Below are 18,452 nucleotides of genomic sequence, written 5' to 3'. Positions count from 1 at the left end.
TTTCCGGCCGGTCAGTAAGCCGGGCTTGTTAAAAAGTAATATCGAAAGGACAGGAATTATGAAAAGGTCTAAAGGTTTCACAATTGTGGAGATGCTTACCGTTATGGGGATCATCGTGATTCTCATCAGTCTGCTTCTTCCGGCGCTCCAGCAGGTGCGCGACTACTCCAAGGTAATCCAGCAGAAGGCTCAGTTCCACAGTATTGAAGTGGGCATTGAGCTGTTCCAGTCGGACTTTGGCGAGATGCCGGATTCATACGACAACATTAACGAAGACAATAACGACTTAACTCCGGAGAGAACCTGTGCCGGAAGCTCTCAGGAAGACACAAATCATTACGTTGGTGCCAATAAGCTTGCAGAGGCTATGATGGGCTTAGATATGCTCGGCTTCCATCCTTCTTCAGGTTTCTGGAGCGATGGAGAGGCCTGCGTGAGATATGATGATGGTACAAGAGGTCTTGAAGAGGTTTACAACGCAGAAACAGACACTGCCCAATGGCAGACAGCTGAAGAAAATCTTGATGCAAGAACTGGGCCTTATCTCGATCTTGAAAATGCCAACGCATTCCAGATGAGCGATGTTTACGAAAATACGGCAAACTTTGCTGCTGATTCTCTTGTTCTCTGCGATATCTTCGCAAAAACCAGAAGAGCCAGCGGGCTGAAAACCGGTATGCCGATTCTTTACTTCAAGGCAAGAACTCAGTTCAGCCGTCAGGATTATACGCACGACGAGAACGATCAGGATGACCTCGATGAGTATCAGGACGACATCTACTACTCTATCGACAACTATGCCCTGATAGATGAAGGCGTACCCGGTTCGCAGAATGAAGAACATCCGTTTATTTACGAAGCAGACGAAACATACAGTGAAGATAAGCTCGAAGATCTCATCCTCAACGAGAAAGTTGACTCTATCAAAAGGCCTTACAGAGCGAACTCATATATCCTTTGGTCTGCCGGCAAAGACGGTCTCTACGGAACTGCCGACGACCTTACAAACTTTGACAACGAAAAAGAATAATCCTGTTAAGACTTAATAAGCCCGGCCGCTCTCTGCGGCCGGCGGCCTGCAGGGAAGGAATGTGCCATGCGCCCGCGCAAACTAAAAGCTTTTACGATTGTTGAGCTGCTGATTGTTTCAGCTGTTCTGCTTATAATAGCAGGCGTGGCGGTGCCGTTTTCTGTCAAAGTGAAGAACCAGTTCAAGCTTAAAGACACTAAAGCACTTTTAACGGTTCTTGCTGATGCTGTGGAGCGATATCAGAATGCCCGAGGCGACGTTCCTTTTACAACACTAGATGATTCAGGGAATATCAGATTGCCTCAGCCTGATGAGCTCAAAGAGATTATTGAGGCCGAAATCTCGGGCAGCCCGGAAGCTGATGGCGGCGCGGTTACGCTTCTTCCTGAACCCTCTGTTCATAACAGCTTCGCCGGCTCTGAAGCGCTTTATTTTATTCTTTCAAGATGCCCTGATTCAGCGAAGTTTCTCGAAGAGATCTCCTCTGATATGATAACTGCAAAATATGACGGCCAAACGCTCAAGGCAGCTTATGCCGGCAAAGAGTATATACTCCCGAGGATTACAGACTCTTGGGGCAATGCAATACGGTATTATTACAAAGCTGAATGGACGTTCCCGAGGATTGTTTCAGCAGGCCCGGACTGCGAGTTCGATACCGAAGACGATATAAGTAATTTCTGATTTTATGGAAGGTTTCAAATGAAAGCTCCTGACAATAATAAAGGTTTTACAATCATTGAGCTTCTCGTGGTGATTTCAATTATCGCCATGCTGATGTCTGTGATTGGTGTGGCTGCCGGAAGGGTGCGGATTGTATCCAAGAATATGCAGCAGGCCGCAAATATTCATTCTATGGGAGTGGGGCTGGAGCTTTTTGAAAAGGAATTCGGCTTTTATCCCGATTCCACGCGTATGCCTCTCGGAGGCAGTTATGTTTACGGAGCCCAGCAGCTTGCAGAGGGGCTTGTAGGAAGAGACCTTGCCGGCGTTGACGAGGATTCAGGCTTCTACGTAGCCTCAAGAGAGCAGAAAAGAATCGATAATGAGCCAACTTACTACGATGCTGAAGAGGAGAAAAGCCGGAACAACAGGGTTGGGCCGTATCTCAATATAGACAGAGAAAGCATAAACGTTGTAGAGCCAAGCCAGCTTTATGATGACTACAGCGACGGCGGTATCTACTGCCAGTACGATGCAGACTCCCACAGCATAAGCAATGGCTACCAGCGGGCTCCGGTAATCAGCGACAACTACAGTATGAAGCGAGTGGAGCTGGAGAGCGGCTCGGTTGTTCAGGCTGGAACTCCAGTGCTGTATTTCAGGTCTAATCCTTCGGCGAAATATTTTCGTCCGGGTGAAAACACAAGCTGGACGAGCATGGATGAAGAGGCGTCCAGCTATTCGGTTTACAATTATTACGACAACATCGGCTTCTTCGAAATGGAAAACCTCAAGAATCCTGATGAGCCTCACAGATTCGCTGAGGGCGATGAAGACGGAAACGGGAAAGACGGCAAGCAGGAATTCTACGAGTTTATTACAAGCCGGAAGGTCGGGTCGTATGATATGCCTGTCCGCAAAGATTCATATATAATAATCTCCGCCGGCTACGACGGCGCTTTCGGAACTGATGATGATATCACGAATTTTGATAATTAAGGCTTTAGCAGCTTCTATTTAGAGGATTGAAATATGAAAAAGATAAATAAATCAAAGGCTTTCACGCTCGTTGAGCTTCTAACGGTGATATCAATAATTGCTGTTTTGCTGGTGCTGCTGATTCCTGCACTAAATCAGGTGGCAAATGTAGGCCAGAAGGTTAGGCAGACATCCCAGCTTACTACAATCGCAGTTGCCCTCGAAACGTTCAATAACGACTTCGGCCAGTATCCCGATTCTGACAATACAGATTCAGACGGGAACGCTTATTACGGAAGCCAGAAGCTCTCAGAAGCGCTTCTCGGATATGATATGCTTGGGCTTCACCCAGATGCTCTACCGCAGTTTGACGCAGATGATGATAACAACCTCTATGCAGATGATGACGGCAATGTACTCAATCTCGATTCCCGCTCCGGCCCATACATCGAGCCGGATAAGATAAATCCTGTTGAATCTGGCCATACGCAAGACGCTCTGGATTTAGCAGCGGGCGGATACTACATAGCAGATGTGTTCAAGAGAGACTCTGCTGAATACGGTATGCCGGTTCTTTACTACAGGGCTAATACAAACAACAAGCTGCAGACAGCAGCAGGCGCATCAAGCGTTTATGACGTAAGCGACAGCAATGTACCTTTCGATACGGATAACTCAGATTATTCACAATTCTTTAATGGCCTTGAGCGTCCTTGGGAAGACCCGGACGGGGCTTTAACTGATCAGGAAGTTTTTAATCAGTATATCAAGAATGAGTCTATCTCATCAGCGGATGACAGCAAAATCGTTCCATACCGCCCTCAGTCTTTCCTGCTTATCACAGCGGGCAAAGACGGCAAGTTCGGCACAGAAGACGACATAACGAATTTCAGCCAAAATCAGTAGAAATTAAGCGGCTGGTGCGCTTGGTTTTAAGCTTGAAAAGCGGGGCCGCAGATGGATATAAATTTGAATAAAAAAGCCTATACAATCGTTGAGCTCCTGGTGGTTCTGTCATTGATGCTCGTTCTGGCATTTCTGGCAATCCCTCCGGCAGCAGCACTCAAGGATTCCTTCATATCTGAGGGTATCGTTGTTAATACGGTTGAATCTGCGCTTGCAAATGCCCGTGCAAGGGCGGTAAGCGAGGGGAAACCCGTAGGCGTGCGCTTCCAGCGCAGCAAAGACGGGAGCCAGTATATGGTTTTTGTGCGGTTTATAGGTGATATCGAAGGGATGCACTCAAGCAGGCAGTATGCTTTTGAGCCCGTCCCGGGCAGAAAGCCCGTGAATCTCCCCGCAGGTTATTCAATCTGCGATATGCGCAAAAGAAGCAATTATTCAAACGAAAAGATATATGAAAGCGATCCGCTTGGAAACCCTGTAGAACCGAAGAACCTGAACGATACTACCACCTTTACCGTTTGCTTCAGCCCGGCGGGCAAGGCGGTTGTTAGAAAGGTGCGCATCTTCCCTGATTACCGCAAGACAAACAGTGAAGATATTCTCTTCGGTGAGTACGAGGATTACTTCAATCAGGGAAATCTGCAGGACTCAAAGATACTCTTAAGCGCTGATAACAGCGCCGAAAACGGCTACGGCGGCGAAAAAAGCAGACTTAGCAGAATATCTGTTTTCAAAAATCTCGACTTCCAGAAGGCGGAGGATAAGGGCTTATTTCTGTTCCAGCTTCCGAAATACCGAATCAACACTTGGACAGGCGGCCTTCTTAAAACAGAAGCGGTAGAATAATGAGAAACAGAACAAACAAAAAGGCATTCACTCTCACCGAGGTTCTCATGTCTATGGGTATCTTTGTGATAGGTATGTCCCTTGTTGCAAGCGTTTTTCCGCTTGGAATCTCGCTCACCGCAAAAAACGCCGAGAAAACGATAGGCTCGCTCGCAGCTGAAAAGTTCGAGACGGATATGAAGATCCTCGCAAAGCCCTCAACCGCTGCTGGTTTTGAAGATGTATTCAGCAATCTCAGCAGAGATGTCTCTGAATACAGAGTAAAAGATGAACAAGGCTCAAGCGAGTATCTTATTGCTCCGCTTCTCAGCCCTCCGGCAGGTCAGGCTAGGAGGCTCTTGATTGTACCGTGCAGAAAGATATTTAAAAACAGCCTCTACAGAACTAATGATAACAAATTCTCTCAAAACCCCGATGACTGGGCAGATTACCCGAACTTAATAGCCCTTCCTCTGGATGATGAAATTGATGATGCAAGGCCCGGGAATCTCTTGAAGCTTCACAGCTCGCTCGCTTCAAGAACAGCCCCCTCTTGGAAAGAGCTTATTGTAAAAGAGGCGATTGTCATAGCTGATAACACAGGCAATGATTATCAGATAGAGGACATCTTCACCGAAGGAGCAGATGTTTATATCAGGATAGATAAGTTCCTTGAGGATTCTGACAGGGATAATATCACCACTGTCTGGACAGTTCCCCCGGCAGCGAACGGCGGGATGCGTTCGCCTGCTATCAGCGTTTACGAAACGGTTTTGAATTTTGAAAGCTGAGAATATGAACAGAAAAGCAATGACAATTGTTGAAATGCTTATATCAGCGGCTCTTGTGGTTATCATCCTTGCCACCGGAGCGGCGGTATTTCACGAGGCAGCCCGAGCGCAGAAGGCCTCCTCGCATGTGAATTCTGTTATGGACAGGCTCAGCGTTTCTAAAGACGTATTGTCTAACGACCTTGAGGCTCTTATAAAAGACGCCCCGTTTGCCGTGTGGTTCAGCGAAAACGGAGACGCCAGAATGCAGTTCTTCTCTTCGGCAGGCTTCAGCGGTTATGCAAATCCGCTAACCGAGGCCGAAGAGATAGAAGGCTCATCTGCAAGGGTGCTTTATTCTATAGATAAAGATAATAACAAGCTCATCCGCCAGGTGAATATTATAGACCAGTATCAGTACGATCTCGGTCATTCAAATCAGGATCCTTTCCCCACGATAAACGGACCAATGTTAGCTCCTCAGAGCCTGTTTGACAGCCATAAAAAGGGCTACGACAGTATTTCCCTTTTGAGATGGAATTCGCTTTTTCAAAATGAATTAAATGTTTTGGCTTACCTGGGCTATCTGAGAGAATTTAATTCTGAGCTGTTCTCGCCTGAAACCTCTGATTCCGAGTGGAACAGCGAGTTTTGGCCGATTCTTCTTTTCGACGGCGTAAAGAGCCTTCAGATCCAAACAGGCCTTGGAGCAGAGAAAGACCGCCTCCCAGACGGCAGCGAGCCGTATATAACAAGGTGGTTCCCGGATTCAGACCCATACACCTCTCATACCGGCAATGATTCGGATTACGATTTGATTGGCAGTGATGAATTCGGCGTTTACTTCAATATGGCCGGCTTTGATTTGACCGGCGAAGGCTGGTTCACTCCCGGAGACGGAGAGCTCGAGCGAATAGAGCTCAGCGGCAATTCTGCTCAAGCTGCGCCGATAGAGGCCGGCCTGAAGCCTATAGCCGTCAGGTTCCGCTTCGAATTTGAAAAAGATTTGGACGATTCAGGAAACGTAAAAACCTTCAGCCAGACAGTTTACTTAGACTGATTCGCCTGATTAAGTGAGTGTTATGATGAAAAGCTTAAAACAAAACAGCAAAGCCTCGGCAATGATTATTGTGCTGGTTCTTATGGCAGTTCTCGCTGCTGTAGGGCTTACAATGCTCTCTGTTGCGAGGATAAGCAATCTAAAGCTCACTGCTGAGAAAAAAGACGCATACACAGAAACCGCCTCGGGTGTGGTAGTGGAGCTTATAGCAGATGAGATCGCTAAGGACTGCTCAGCTTCAAGCGAACCGTTTGACTATCCGGGCCCCGCTGACCCTTGGCTTGCCAGCCTTGAGCCGTATTACTCCGGCGAGGATTTAAATAATGGCGGGGGCGTGGTTAAATATCAAAACGAAACCGGCAGAGACGTTGTAAAATGGCTGCAGATAAGCAAGCCGAGTTTCGCTGATTTCGGCGCGGAATCTCAAAACGATATGAATGTTGACCCGCCCGGAACAATGAAAAATATCCCGGACTATCAGGAATTTTACAAATTTATAGATGATAAAGACGAAGATGATGAGCTCACCGCGGAAGATATTAAAGGCCTCCCTGCAGATGCGGATGGAGACGGCGTAGTAGATGCGAGGTGGTTTGAAGTTCCAGATATGAAAACCCCGGCAGGGCAGAGCTATTTCGCCGCAGTGCGGATTATAGACAATTCAGCTATGGTCAACGTAAACACTGCTTACTTCAATGATATTGAACAAAATAGCGGCAATGAAGAATATAAATATTCCGGCGAGTCTCCGCTTTGCGTTGGGATGAATTTTCTGCTCAATACCAATAACAATAAATACGGCGGTCCTTTCTGGTATGCGCCAGTTATTCCAGAGGCCGATAATATTGATGATTTCCACAATTCAAGATGCAGGCCGGGAGTTCAGGATGACTGGTTCAGCTATACGGAAAACGCAGCTCTGAGGATTGAAAATACTTCCTCTGAAGGCCTTAGCTACTACCGCCCCTACAGCCTCGACGATGAGTTTGAGCTGAGGCACCGCTTCTGCATAAATTCAAGTTTTACATCACGCCTTGAATCACTGCTTCCGGCAACTGTCGGAGCAGATGAGGATGATCCCGCTAATGACAGCTACTGGGGCGATATGTACAAGATGTACGGCGCTGACACCAGAGTTTCTAATGTTGATGCGCTTGAGAGCTGGTACATTGGCATTTTCGGAGGCGGCGAGATTGACGAGAAAACAGTCAATCCCGAAAGACGCCACCTCTTTACTGCAATGAGCAAATCACGCCAGATTACGCCTGATTTGGGAGTAAAGGCTTTCCCCGAAGAGATAACCGGCGAGGAAGGCGTAGCTGATTATGAATTCGCAGAAATTCGTGAAGCAGTATTTAGCGTACTGAACGACAGCCCTCACGAGGAATTCGGAGCGGGGTATTCAGCCGGAAGGCTTAGCACCCAGTTCGCACTGAACCTGCTCGACTGGCAGGACTCTGACAGCGAAGGCAGCGATCATTACGACAGCGATTCCAATATCCTTTATTACGGCTATGACGGCGCAGAGGAGCTCAAGGATATAACGCTCCACTGCAGCGCCATCGGCATCTATGATCATACAGACCCGCAAAATTTGGGCACTGTACCTACAGGCACATATTACCTGCTCGAATTCTTCCGTGAAGGCGGGATGACTGTAGCCTCAAGCAATGAATACGAGATTCATATCGTTAGAGACGGCTTTGTTGTCAATGAATTCAATTTATCTGATGTGGTTGACGATGATATACCAGCAGATGGATTTGCTGCAGTAACCAACCTTGCAGACCAGCAGGACGCAGAAGAGATTTTCAAGGATTCCTTCGATTACTATTCCTATCCATCCCTCTCACTGCAAAACGGTGATATTGTAAAGATCTACAAAAAAGACTACCCGGCATCAGGAGATACCCTCCTGGTTGACTGGGCAGAGGTTAAGTTAAACACCCCTGTTGCACCGGACGAAGAGAAATTCCAGAAGAAGCAAGGCCAGCTCGTTGATGAAGATGGCGATAATACAGGCCTCCTGCTGCCTGATTCTTTCGTTAATGTTAACGCCTTCATCTTAATAGGTCAGGACATTACAGGGGAGCTGAATAATATTCAGATGCAGCTCAAGCCTTCAAATGAGCCGATCTTCTCGCCAGCCCAGATCGTTATGGCGCCGGCGGTTTGTTCATTCACAGATCAGGACGACCCAAACGATTCACAGACCTTTGCAGGAGCCGTGCAAACTCACCAGCAGAGGGCAGGCTCTCTCGGGGCAGACGGGATATCAATATTCGACAGCTTCGGCCGGTTCGACCTTGCAGACCATCGCTATGCAGACCTTGCGAACGTGTTCACTGTTATGACTACCCTCAAGGACGGCGAAGATTACTACGAAACAGCCCCCGCTTATGATGGAATCAACAACGACGGAGCAAGGCTTACAACAGATGATCCGCTCGGCGACGGCATAGACAACAACGGCGACGGCGATATTGACAACCAAGACGAGGATTCTGCACGATACAGAGAAACAGTCTCCTACGGCCTGATAAACATAAACACAGCTCCGAAGGCAGTGCTTATGACTCTCCCGTGGGTGGATGAAGAGCTTGCAGAGGCAATAATCGCATACCGCGATATGACAGGCGTTGGCGTTGGCGAATCCGAGCAGCCCGATTATTCCGCAGGCAATACCGCCCGGCGGGACGACAGGGCGGCCGAAAAAGGCTTCAGCTCGATATATGAGCTTATCAACGTTACAAATGATTCCGGCCTTGCTGATTACGATTTCCAGCAGCTGGCCAAAGACGGCCAGAAGCTTTCAGATTCCGAAAATTCACACATAGACCTCACCGAAGGCTCTGTGATGGATGATTTTGAAGAAAGGAACATAATCCTCGAACGGCTTGCCAATCTTACCACTGTTCGAAGCGATGTGTTTACAGCATACATATTGGTTAGAGAGGGTGTTTCAGGCGTTCAGAAGCGTAAGGTTTGCATAATAGACAGAAGCAATGTTTGGGAGAGTTCAGACAAACCTGAAATATTTATTAAAGATGTTGAAGAGTGAGGCAAACAGATTGACACTTCCGTTTAGCCGGCTATAATTTCCCGCTTTTCGGATTTTTCTGGTTCATTGATATGAGAATACCCGGTTTCACTATAAGAAAAACTCTCGGCACAGGTGCCAAGAGCACTATTTACGAAGCTCAGGACCACCAGACAGGCGATGTCGTAGCCCTGAAACGTGTCCTTGTGGAGCATAATGATGATATGCGCTTTGTCGAGCAGGTGGATACCGAGCTCAAGGTGGCTTCTCAGATAGACAATAAGTACATAAGAAAGTGCTACAGGGTTATAAAAAGGCGCAGGCTCTTGAAAACCACCGAAGTACTTATGACAATGGAGCTGTTCAACGGCCTCCCGCTGGACAGTATGAACAGGCTCAGCCTCATAGATGTGATGCTTATTTTCCGCATGGCTTCTATAGGGCTCAACGAGATGCACCGTTCGGGCTTCGTCCACTGCGATATTAAGCCAAACAACATACTTGTAAATATGGGCAGAGGCGAGATAAAGATAATAGACCTCGGCCAGTCCTGCCCTGTGGGTACGGTGAAGGCAAGGGTGCAGGGAACTCCGGACTATATCGCCCCCGAGCAGGTGCGAAAGCAGCCTATAACCCACCGTACAGACGTTTTCAATCTCGGAGCTGCTTTCTATTGGGTGCTAACCGGCAAAAAAGTGCCTACTGTTCTGCCCAAGCAGAATGATATTGCCGCAGGCGTCGGCTTTGAGGAATCAAAAAAGCCCGAAAGCCCAAGCCGGATTTACAGCAAAATCCCAATGACGCTTTCAAATCTCATCATGGATTGCGTAAATGCAAACCCTGCTGAAAGGCCTTCAGGTATGCACATTCTGATTTCGAGGCTCGATGATATGATAAAAACAGTCGCTGCAAAGAGGAACGGAAAAAATGCATAAATCCGCTCAGCAGTACATAGAGACATTGAAAGAGGCCTGCGCATTAAACAGGCATCAGGCAGTTAGAGACGGCAATATAATCAAGCTTCCCGATAAGGGCAGGGTTATTGTTGCCGGAGATCTCCACGGCTATGACTCTGCTTTCGACAAGATAGAAAAATATGCGGATCTCGAGAACAACCCGGACACTCATCTAATTGTGCAGGAAATAGTTCACGGAGGACCGAAGGACGCCTATGGAGGCGGGCTGTCTTTCAGACTGCTCAAAAAGGTATGCGAGCTGAAAACCGCCTTCCCGGAAAACGTGCATATGATCCTCAGCAATCACGACTGCTCTACGATAACAGGCTCGGATGTCCTGAAGGCAGGCGAGGAGATGCGCAAACGATTTGAAAAAGGCCTTCAGAACACATTCGATGATAAATGGGAAGACGTTCTTCTTGCAATTAAGCAGCTTTTGTTTTATCAGTCTATAGCCGTTAGAACCGAAAACGGCTTTTTTATCAGCCATTCCCTCCCGATGGAGAGATTCAAGGACGAGTTTGAGCAGGATGTATTTTCCCGGCCTCTGCTTATTTCGGATATGAACAGGCCGAATTCAGTCTATTCTCTTACTTGGGGCAAAAAGCATTCGCAGGAATTCCTTACAGAGCTTGCAGACAAGCTGAGTACTAAATTTTTCATCCTTGGCCATCAAAATTACCCCGAAGGATATTTGATTTCTCCGCCAAATACCGTTATTATTACCACCGAGCACAGCAATGGCTGTATATGCGAATTGGATTTGGCGAGGGAATATGAATTTTCCGAAGTCGTCGAATCTGTGAAAAGATTGAACGACCTTTAATGAGGTAAAAGTGTGCACATAGAATGGTATCAGACTGTTTCTCTGCTGTTTGTAATTACTCAGCTATGCTTCCTTGAGTTTATCAGAAGAAACAATCAGCATAATCTTAAGAGAAAAGAAAAGGACAGCCTGAACGATTTCTCGCCTAATGTTTACCTTACGATTCCCTGCAAAGGGCTTGATACCGAATTCGAAAAAAACATTTCAGCTTTCTTTGAGCTGGCTTACCAAAACTATCACCTTTCTTTTGTCGTGGAGAGCGAGCAGGACCCGGCTTACCCTGTCCTTTGCAGATTGAAGGAGAAATTTGAAGGCCGAACAAAAGCCCTAAGCGTGATGATAAGCGTTGCGGGGGTGTCTGAAAATGCCTGCCAGAAAACGCACAATATGCTTCATGCCCTAAAGTTTGCACCCGAAGATACAGAGATTCTCGCTTTTGCAGATTCAGATGCAAGGCCCCTGCCCGAATGGCTCGGAAGCCTTGTTCACCCGCTCAAGCAGGAAAAGAAAGTTGGTGCGAGTACGGGCTATCGCTGGTTTATCCCGATAGACGGGAATATCCCTGTGCTGTTCCTCTCAATCCTCAACGGCAAGGTTGCTCAGATTCTCGGGAAAACCAGATTCAATCAGGCTTGGGGCGGGTCTATGGCAATCCGGAAAGAGCTGTTCTACAAGCTCGAGCTGCATAAAATCTGGCAGACCTGCGTAAGCGACGATCTAACCCTCAGCCTTCAAGTCCTCAAAGCAGGCTATCGAATCCGCTACAGTCCGCTGTGTATGGTGGCCTCATACGAGGCGTTCACTTGGAAAAGGCTATTCGATTTTATTTACAGGCAGCTTATGATTACCCGAGTTACCTCGCCGATTGTCTGGATTCTCGGGGTTATAGCAGCGATGTTTTCGGTTTTTGGTTCGTGGGGAGCTCTTATTTACGGCCTCTACGCCCTTGCAAACTCACTGCCCTCGGCTTACTATGCACTGGGAACATCGCTAATCTTCTTTTCTGCTATGTGCGTCCGGGCATACTGGAGGCAGAAAACAATGCAGAATCTGCTCTACAGATACCGCGAAGATATACAGAAATACTCCATCTATGATATCACACTCTCCAGCATTGTTTCGCTTTTTATGATTGTATTCCTGTTTGTTTCAGCCTTCGGCAGAACTATAACTTGGAGGGGGGTACGGTATAAGATGATAAGCGCATACAGGGCTAAGCGGATTTAGCAGGCAATTCAATATTTAACAATTCTTTTTTGAACAAATATTTGTTTTCTTTAGTAAAAAACTTGACTGTAAATTCTGGTTTGGTAACCTTTATAAAGATTAAACAGTTTATTAGAATATTTTAGGAAAAGGAGAACAATATGGCGCTGGAAAGTCTCCACGAACCTGTGGAAAATTTACCCGAGCAGATCCTTGAGGAGAGAAGAGCTATATCAAGCCTTATGGAAGAGCTTGAAGCGGCTCATTGGTACGGCGAAAGGGCATCTTGCGCAAAAGACCCCGAGCTTAAAGAGATACTTGAACACAACAGGAACGAAGAGCTCGAACACGCTGCTATGCTTACTGAGTGGCTGAGAAGGAAGATTTCTGCATTTAATGAAGAGCTTCAGACTTATCTCAACACAACTGCACCCATAACTCAGATTGAGGATGCAGAAGAAGGCGGCGGCGAAGACCAGCCCGCAGGGAGCGATGGTTCAAGCCTTAATATTGGTTCAATGAAGAATGGAGGATAATTATGCCTACTATACTTAAAAGAGAATTTGCCCCAGTTAGCGAAAATGCATGGGCTGAAATAGACAATGAAGCAGCAGATGCCATTAGAAATGTTATAACCAGCAGAAAAGTGGTGGATTTCAACGGCCCATTCGGCTGGGAGCTCGGCGCGGTAAACACCGGAAGGCTTGAGCTTGAGAGCAAAGGCAAGGATCAGCTGTGCTGGGGAATAAGAAAAACTCAGAGCCTAATAGAGGTTCGCGAGCCTTTTGTTCTGAAGCAGATGGAGATCGATAATCTCACGAGAGGCTCAAGCGACGTTGATCTCGACCCAGTACAGGAAGTAGCAGCGAAGGCCGCTGTATTTGAGGATAAAGTGATTTATCAGGGCTTCAAGGAAGCCGGAATCACAGGAATCATTGAGGCCAGCGAGCACGATAAAATCAAGCTTCCTGAATCTGCATCTAAATATCCTGCTGCTGTTGCCAAGGCTGTAAAAGCCCTTACCTCAGCAGGAATTACAGGCCCGTTCAATCTTGTACTTTCCGCAGACCAGTACTACGAGCTTATGGGAGCTGCCGGCGGAGGGTATCCGCCTTACAGAACAGTTTCAGACCTGCTCGCCGGCGGAGAAATAATCTTGTCGAAGGCTGTCGATGGCGGCGTCCTGCTTTCTGGAAGAGGCGGAGATTTCGAGCTCACAGTCGGCAAGGATTTCTCTGTAGGATATGCAAGCCACAACAAAACAGATGTAGAGTTCTTTATAACAGAATCATTTACTTTCAGAGTTCTCGAACCGAAAGCCGCTGCAGTGTTCGGCTGAATCTGAAATTATCATAAAGCTAAGTAAAGCTGCCGTTAATTGCGGCAGCTTTTTTTTTTATGCGCAAATTTAAAGCAGGGATGGTAAATTTCGAATTAAATTGCAAAAATTATTAGAAAAATTGCAAAAATTGTTCTTAAACTTGTATTTGTATATAAAGCGTTTTAATGTAAATGACTGACAAAACCGTAGGAATTAAAAATTTGTGTTTAGTCAGGCAAAAATAAGTAATTAGTAGCGGCGTCGCGGACGCTGCCTGTTAATATTATTTTTTTTATTTCGGAGGCATTATTATGAAAAAAGTGCTTTTAACCTTTCTTTGTTGTTTTTTTGCGGCATCCGCCATGGCAGGGGATATAGTCTCTTGGTTTGACGACGGCGATGCCCTCGTGGATTACACTGCTGCAAAAGACGGTTCAGGTGGAGATATTTCTGCATTGAATCCCGGCAGCACTATCACACACGCAGCCAAAATCACCCCCTCACAGCTGGACGTTACCGAAGAATCCGGCCCAGTTGTAATAATCGAAGCAGGCGGAACGCTTCACGGAAGCGGAATTTACATCTGCAACGGTGAGTTTGTATTCGCCCTCAGAACCGGCGCAGATGATGGAGCTCGCGAACTGACAGACCTTGACGGTACTGACGGTGCTATGTCTGTTGAGATGGGAGAGGCGATAGCAGGGCAGGAAAATACTGTTTATGCATCGCTTAATCTAACTACCGGCATGATCTTAACTTCCGTAAACGGAAACACCGAAATCCGCTATCTTGTTAACGCTGTCAGCTCTGATAACCTTACTGGAAATCAGACAGTGGCTTTCTTGGGTGATCAGGCTCTGTCTATTCATATGGGCGGATTGAGCGGCGGAAATGATCAGGAAAATCCTTTCTTAAATCAAAGTAACACATGGATATTTGACGGAGTTGCCGGCGAGCCCGTAAGAGGGCAGATTTTTGGAATTGCTGTAAACCCCAACCTTATGGCTAACAACCCAGCTCCTGCAACATCTTCCGTTAATATTGATCCAGATGTTGTTTCTGAGGCAGCCTTTGAAACCGCAGAAGACCCTGCTAACCCGGGTTCTCAGCATCCTGATGTTACAGGTCATTTCGTTACATTCTATCAAGGCCTGAACGGCGATCCGAATCTTGGGCTTCCTCCGCTGTACGAAACTTTTGTTCCAGCAGGAAGCGATCCTATTACTGTGCCCATCAATACCCCTGAAACATTCGAGCTCGATCTCGGGCAGGAAGTTTTCTGGAGAGTTGAGGAGCAGATAAACGGAGCTCCTGAAGGTGATTCGGCTAACATACTAAGCCCGGTATGGAGCTTTGAAACGCTTCCTCCAGTTCCTGCTGCTGTTTCTCAGCCGGAAGATCAGGCAGTATTTGCAGGCGAGCAGGCTGTTTTCGAATTTTCTTTCACAAGCAAAACCGCTGCATCCGCTGCTTGGTATAAAGAAGGCGACCCTGATACCGAGCTTCTTGAATCCGATCCGGATGTAACCATTGAGCTTGCTCAGGACGGGGACAGCTACACCTCAACGCTCTACATTGATAATGCAGAAGTTGCAGACCAAGGCTATTACTACTGCCTTGCATCTAATACCGACGGAGATACTCAGTCCAGCTCAGCGGCTTTAGCTGTTAAGCGTATGGTTGGCTACTGGCCTCTCGACGGGGACTATCAGGACTATTCCGGGGAAGGTCATGATGTTACGCCTTACGGAGAACCTGATCCGGCACAGTGGGTTGACGGCGTTGCTCCAGCTCAGACAGGCCAGGCATTAAGCACAATCGGCAGAAGGGAATCAACAGGCGAAACCGAGCCCTTCAACGCCGCTGAATACACAGACGAAATTACGGCATCTCTCTGGCTGAAATGGCCGGGCACCGATGATTACGGCGTAATCTGGCGCGGCATTTTCAGCTCTCGTGATGATTCAGTGATTAACTGGTTCTTGGAGATAGACAACAGAAACGGAATAGTCAGGGTAAATGCTCCGGGATATGACGCCTATCAGTTTGCCCAGATTTCTCCTGATGAATGGGTGCACATAGCATTCACCTCTTCAAAAGATGAAGTAGGAGCGTTCTATATCAACGGCTCTCAGGTTGCTATAACCAATCCTGGCAGATACAGCATCAACGACACCTCCCGTCCTGTTATCCTTGGCTCTACTCAAGAGAACATTGACAATATGATTGAGGCGGTTATGGACGATGTAAGGCTGTATAACTATGCTATGAGTCCTGAAGAAATTGCCGGAATCTATTACGACGTAACCGGCGAGCAGATTTGTGTTGAGCCGAATGCTGAGAACCTCGTTTACGACATAAACGGCGACTGTGAAGTAGGGCTTGATGACCTTGCTGCTGTATCAGTTGACTGGCTGAATAGTAAGATATTCACCGGAGCAGCTGAGTAGTCAGCGTTTATAAGGTAGATACTAACTTTTTTATGGAGAATATAAAATGACGAATATATATAAAATTCTTGTATTTATATGCTGTCTTGCTGTTTCATCATCGCTTTTTGCAGGGGCTATTGTCCCCGGCTTTGATGACGCCCAGGCCATGGTTGATTATACAGAAAGGCAGTGCGGCAACGCCGATGATATGGGGGGCATAACCGGTTCAGGCACGATCACGTTAGCTGCGAAGTTTACACCCTCTGAAGCTGATACCACTAAAACCGACGGCCCTGTCGTTATTCTTGAAGTAGGCGGCGTGCATTACGGAAACGGAATCTATATCTGCGACGGTATGCTTACGTTTGCCTCAAAGGGGGCTAACGGAATTGGCGGTTCAAATCAGCCAATAGACGGCCTATATGATACCGATGCATCGGACAGCACAGCAGCAGTTGTTATGGCTCCTGTTTATCCGAACATAGAAACAGAGGTTGTGGCTTCATTCAACACGAATACAGGCGAGCTAACTGTTCTTATCAACGGCCGGCTTTATACCGAAACAATTTCCGGAACATCAGGCTCAGCGAATCTCTCAGGCAATACTTCTGTAACTTTCCTCGGTTTTACACCGGAAGGCGGAGGCAACTGCTTGGATTACGGGGGACTTGGGACTCCGGAGGACGACGTACCCGAACTTCTTGTGCAGGGTTACTCTGATAATCTGAACGGCACCACCGGAATGGAAATGAGAGGACAGATTTTTGATGATGTAATCGATATGGAGCAGCTCCCGAGGAATCCTGTCCCTGCAAACGGGGCAGTAAATGTTGACCCTGCTGCCGTTACCTCGCTTCAGTTTGATACAGCAGGCGATCCGGCCAACACATCTAATCCAAACCCCGATGTTACAGGCCATTTCGTTACAGCGTATTCAACTTACGACCCGGAAGACCCGAGCAATAATGTTGAAGCTGTAAGCGCGTTTTTGCCTGCCGGCAGCGACCCTCTGGAAATTCCAATATCGTTCTCGCTGGGTGATGAGATCTACTGGCAGGTGGAAGAGCAGATCAGCGGGGCAGCTGAGGGCTCTCCAAGCAACATAACTGGCCCTATCTGGCATTTCGAGGCTCTTCCTGCAATACCCGCTATTACTGACTCCCCGGAAGATGCTGCAGATTTTCCGGGCTCTGAGCTTACATTCAATGCAGCCTTCACAAGCAAAACTCCAGCAGCAGTTGAGTGGGTGAAGGCAGGCGACCCGGAAACAATAGTTGACGATTTTGATGCCGATATAACAATCTCAGTTTCCCAGCATGGCGACAGCTACGCATCAAGCCTCACCGTTTCAAATATTGAAAAAGCAGATCAGGGCGAATATTTCTGCCGTGCGAGCAACACAAACGGAAATGCTGATTCTGATTCTGCCAGGCTCGGCGTTAAGCGTATGATTGGCTACTGGCCTCTCGATGGTGATTACCTCGACTATTCAGGCGATGAGCATCATGCAGACCCGAACACCACGCCTCTGGAAAGCCAGTGGGTTGACGGGGTTGACCCTGCAAGCACCGGACAGGCTCTTGATACAGAACCCAATGCTCTGGCAGCAGCTGAGACTGAGCCTTTCGAGCCGGCAAAATACACCAGCGAAATTTCAATAACTTTCTGGCTTAAATGGGCAGGCCCTGAGGCAGCTACCGATTTTTTGACAGGACTCGTTTGCTCTACCGACCGTGAGCTTGAGAATAACTGGTGGTTTGGTCTTAACCAAGATGGGCAGATTGCTGGAAACACCCCTAATTATAATCCCTTAACAGCCCCCATAGATAACCAGATTACTCCAGGCGAATGGTCGCATCTGGCTTTCGTGAACAATGAAGACTCACAGCTGAATCTGTATGTTAATGGTGCACTGGTCGCAGCAAGTGATTCGTTTGAAATTAATAAACACCTGCTCCCGGTTCAGCTTATGTGCGATAGGCGTGATCAGGACGGCGTTCTCTGGCGGCATACCCCCGGCGTTTTCGATGAGATAAAGATGTACAACTACGCACTCACAACTGACCAGATTGCTCAGGAGTATTACGATATTACAGGAGAAAGCTTCTGTAAAGATCCGTACTCTGAAGACCTCCAGTTCGATTTCAATGGAGACTGCAAGGTTGATTTGGCTGATTTCGCTATGATGGCCGTGGACTGGAATGAATCTAATCTCTATCCTCAGCTTGACTAATCTTTACCCGAAGATACTTTAATAACTCTAAGGAGCTCCCTGAAAAGGGGGCTCCTTTTTTTTGCTATCTCGTAAAAATGAGCAAGGCAGTAAAATTATTTCAAAAATTGTCTGAGGATTTCGTAAAAACATTCATTCAGCTGATATATGAAATAAACGTAAAATGCTTTTTGATTTATAAAGCATTGCGTGTGGAATATTATTTA

Annotated in this window: 15 protein-coding genes; all 15 read left to right on the top strand. The window is 47.2% G+C overall.

The window, feature by feature from the left end; translation table 11 throughout:
* Positions 1 to 58: 58 nt before the first annotated feature.
* A complete protein-coding gene (locus L21SP3_RS06300) occupies positions 59 to 1,030 on the top strand; it encodes a type II secretion system protein (protein WP_077540044.1) in 972 nt (323 codons plus the stop codon).
* Between the two features lie 66 nt (positions 1,031 to 1,096).
* Positions 1,097 to 1,714: a type II secretion system protein gene (locus L21SP3_RS06295; RefSeq protein WP_077540043.1), complete on the top strand. Its 618-nt coding sequence runs from the start codon at positions 1,097 to 1,099 to the stop codon at positions 1,712 to 1,714.
* An 18-nt stretch (positions 1,715 to 1,732) separates the two neighbouring features.
* Positions 1,733 to 2,692 (top strand): prepilin-type N-terminal cleavage/methylation domain-containing protein, encoded by a 960-nt coding sequence (locus tag L21SP3_RS06290; RefSeq protein ID WP_077540042.1) that lies wholly within the window; start codon positions 1,733 to 1,735, stop codon positions 2,690 to 2,692.
* 33 nt (positions 2,693 to 2,725) lie between these two features.
* On the top strand, positions 2,726 to 3,577 hold the full coding sequence (locus tag L21SP3_RS06285) for a type II secretion system protein (protein WP_077540041.1): 852 nt from the start codon (positions 2,726 to 2,728) through the stop codon (positions 3,575 to 3,577).
* A gap of 51 nt (positions 3,578 to 3,628) precedes the next feature.
* On the top strand, positions 3,629 to 4,423 hold the full coding sequence (locus L21SP3_RS06280; RefSeq protein WP_077540040.1) for a hypothetical protein: 795 nt from the start codon (positions 3,629 to 3,631) through the stop codon (positions 4,421 to 4,423).
* Entirely contained in the window at positions 4,423 to 5,193 is a 771-nt protein-coding gene (locus tag L21SP3_RS06275) for a type IV pilus modification PilV family protein (protein ID WP_077540039.1), read from the top strand. The genes L21SP3_RS06280 and L21SP3_RS06275 overlap by 1 nt, the downstream gene beginning before the upstream one ends.
* Positions 5,194 to 5,197: 4 nt before the next feature.
* Positions 5,198 to 6,232, top strand: coding sequence for a hypothetical protein (locus L21SP3_RS06270; protein WP_077540038.1), 1,035 nt, complete (start codon positions 5,198 to 5,200; stop codon positions 6,230 to 6,232).
* Between the two features lie 22 nt (positions 6,233 to 6,254).
* Positions 6,255 to 9,293 (top strand): ComEA family DNA-binding protein, encoded by a 3,039-nt coding sequence (locus L21SP3_RS06265; RefSeq protein ID WP_123785152.1) that lies wholly within the window; start codon positions 6,255 to 6,257, stop codon positions 9,291 to 9,293.
* A gap of 71 nt (positions 9,294 to 9,364) precedes the next feature.
* Positions 9,365 to 10,207 (top strand): serine/threonine-protein kinase, encoded by an 843-nt coding sequence (locus L21SP3_RS06260; protein ID WP_077540036.1) that lies wholly within the window; start codon positions 9,365 to 9,367, stop codon positions 10,205 to 10,207.
* Entirely contained in the window at positions 10,200 to 11,054 is an 855-nt protein-coding gene (locus L21SP3_RS06255) for a metallophosphoesterase (RefSeq protein ID WP_077540035.1), read from the top strand. Before L21SP3_RS06260 ends, L21SP3_RS06255 begins: the two co-directional genes overlap by 8 nt.
* A gap of 12 nt (positions 11,055 to 11,066) precedes the next feature.
* Positions 11,067 to 12,281, top strand: coding sequence for a glycosyltransferase (locus L21SP3_RS06250; RefSeq protein ID WP_077540034.1), 1,215 nt, complete (start codon positions 11,067 to 11,069; stop codon positions 12,279 to 12,281).
* A 140-nt stretch (positions 12,282 to 12,421) separates the two neighbouring features.
* Complete coding sequence (locus L21SP3_RS06245; RefSeq protein ID WP_077540033.1) at positions 12,422 to 12,796, top strand: encapsulin-associated ferritin-like protein; 375 nt, start codon at positions 12,422 to 12,424, stop codon at positions 12,794 to 12,796.
* A 2-nt stretch (positions 12,797 to 12,798) separates the two neighbouring features.
* Entirely contained in the window at positions 12,799 to 13,599 is an 801-nt protein-coding gene (locus L21SP3_RS06240; protein ID WP_077540032.1) for a family 1 encapsulin nanocompartment shell protein, read from the top strand.
* 344 nt (positions 13,600 to 13,943) lie between these two features.
* Positions 13,944 to 16,031: a LamG-like jellyroll fold domain-containing protein gene (locus L21SP3_RS06235; RefSeq protein WP_161488122.1), complete on the top strand. Its 2,088-nt coding sequence runs from the start codon at positions 13,944 to 13,946 to the stop codon at positions 16,029 to 16,031.
* A 46-nt stretch (positions 16,032 to 16,077) separates the two neighbouring features.
* Positions 16,078 to 18,246, top strand: coding sequence for a LamG-like jellyroll fold domain-containing protein (locus L21SP3_RS06230; protein WP_077540030.1), 2,169 nt, complete (start codon positions 16,078 to 16,080; stop codon positions 18,244 to 18,246).
* Positions 18,247 to 18,452 lie beyond the last annotated feature (206 nt).

Origin of the sequence: Sedimentisphaera cyanobacteriorum (genome assembly GCF_001997385.1) — a bacterium.
GTDB classification, from domain to species: domain Bacteria; phylum Planctomycetota; class Phycisphaerae; order Sedimentisphaerales; family Sedimentisphaeraceae; genus Sedimentisphaera; species Sedimentisphaera cyanobacteriorum.
Note: the sequence above shows the minus strand (reverse complement) of the source record. Positions and strands in the feature narration are given on the sequence as shown.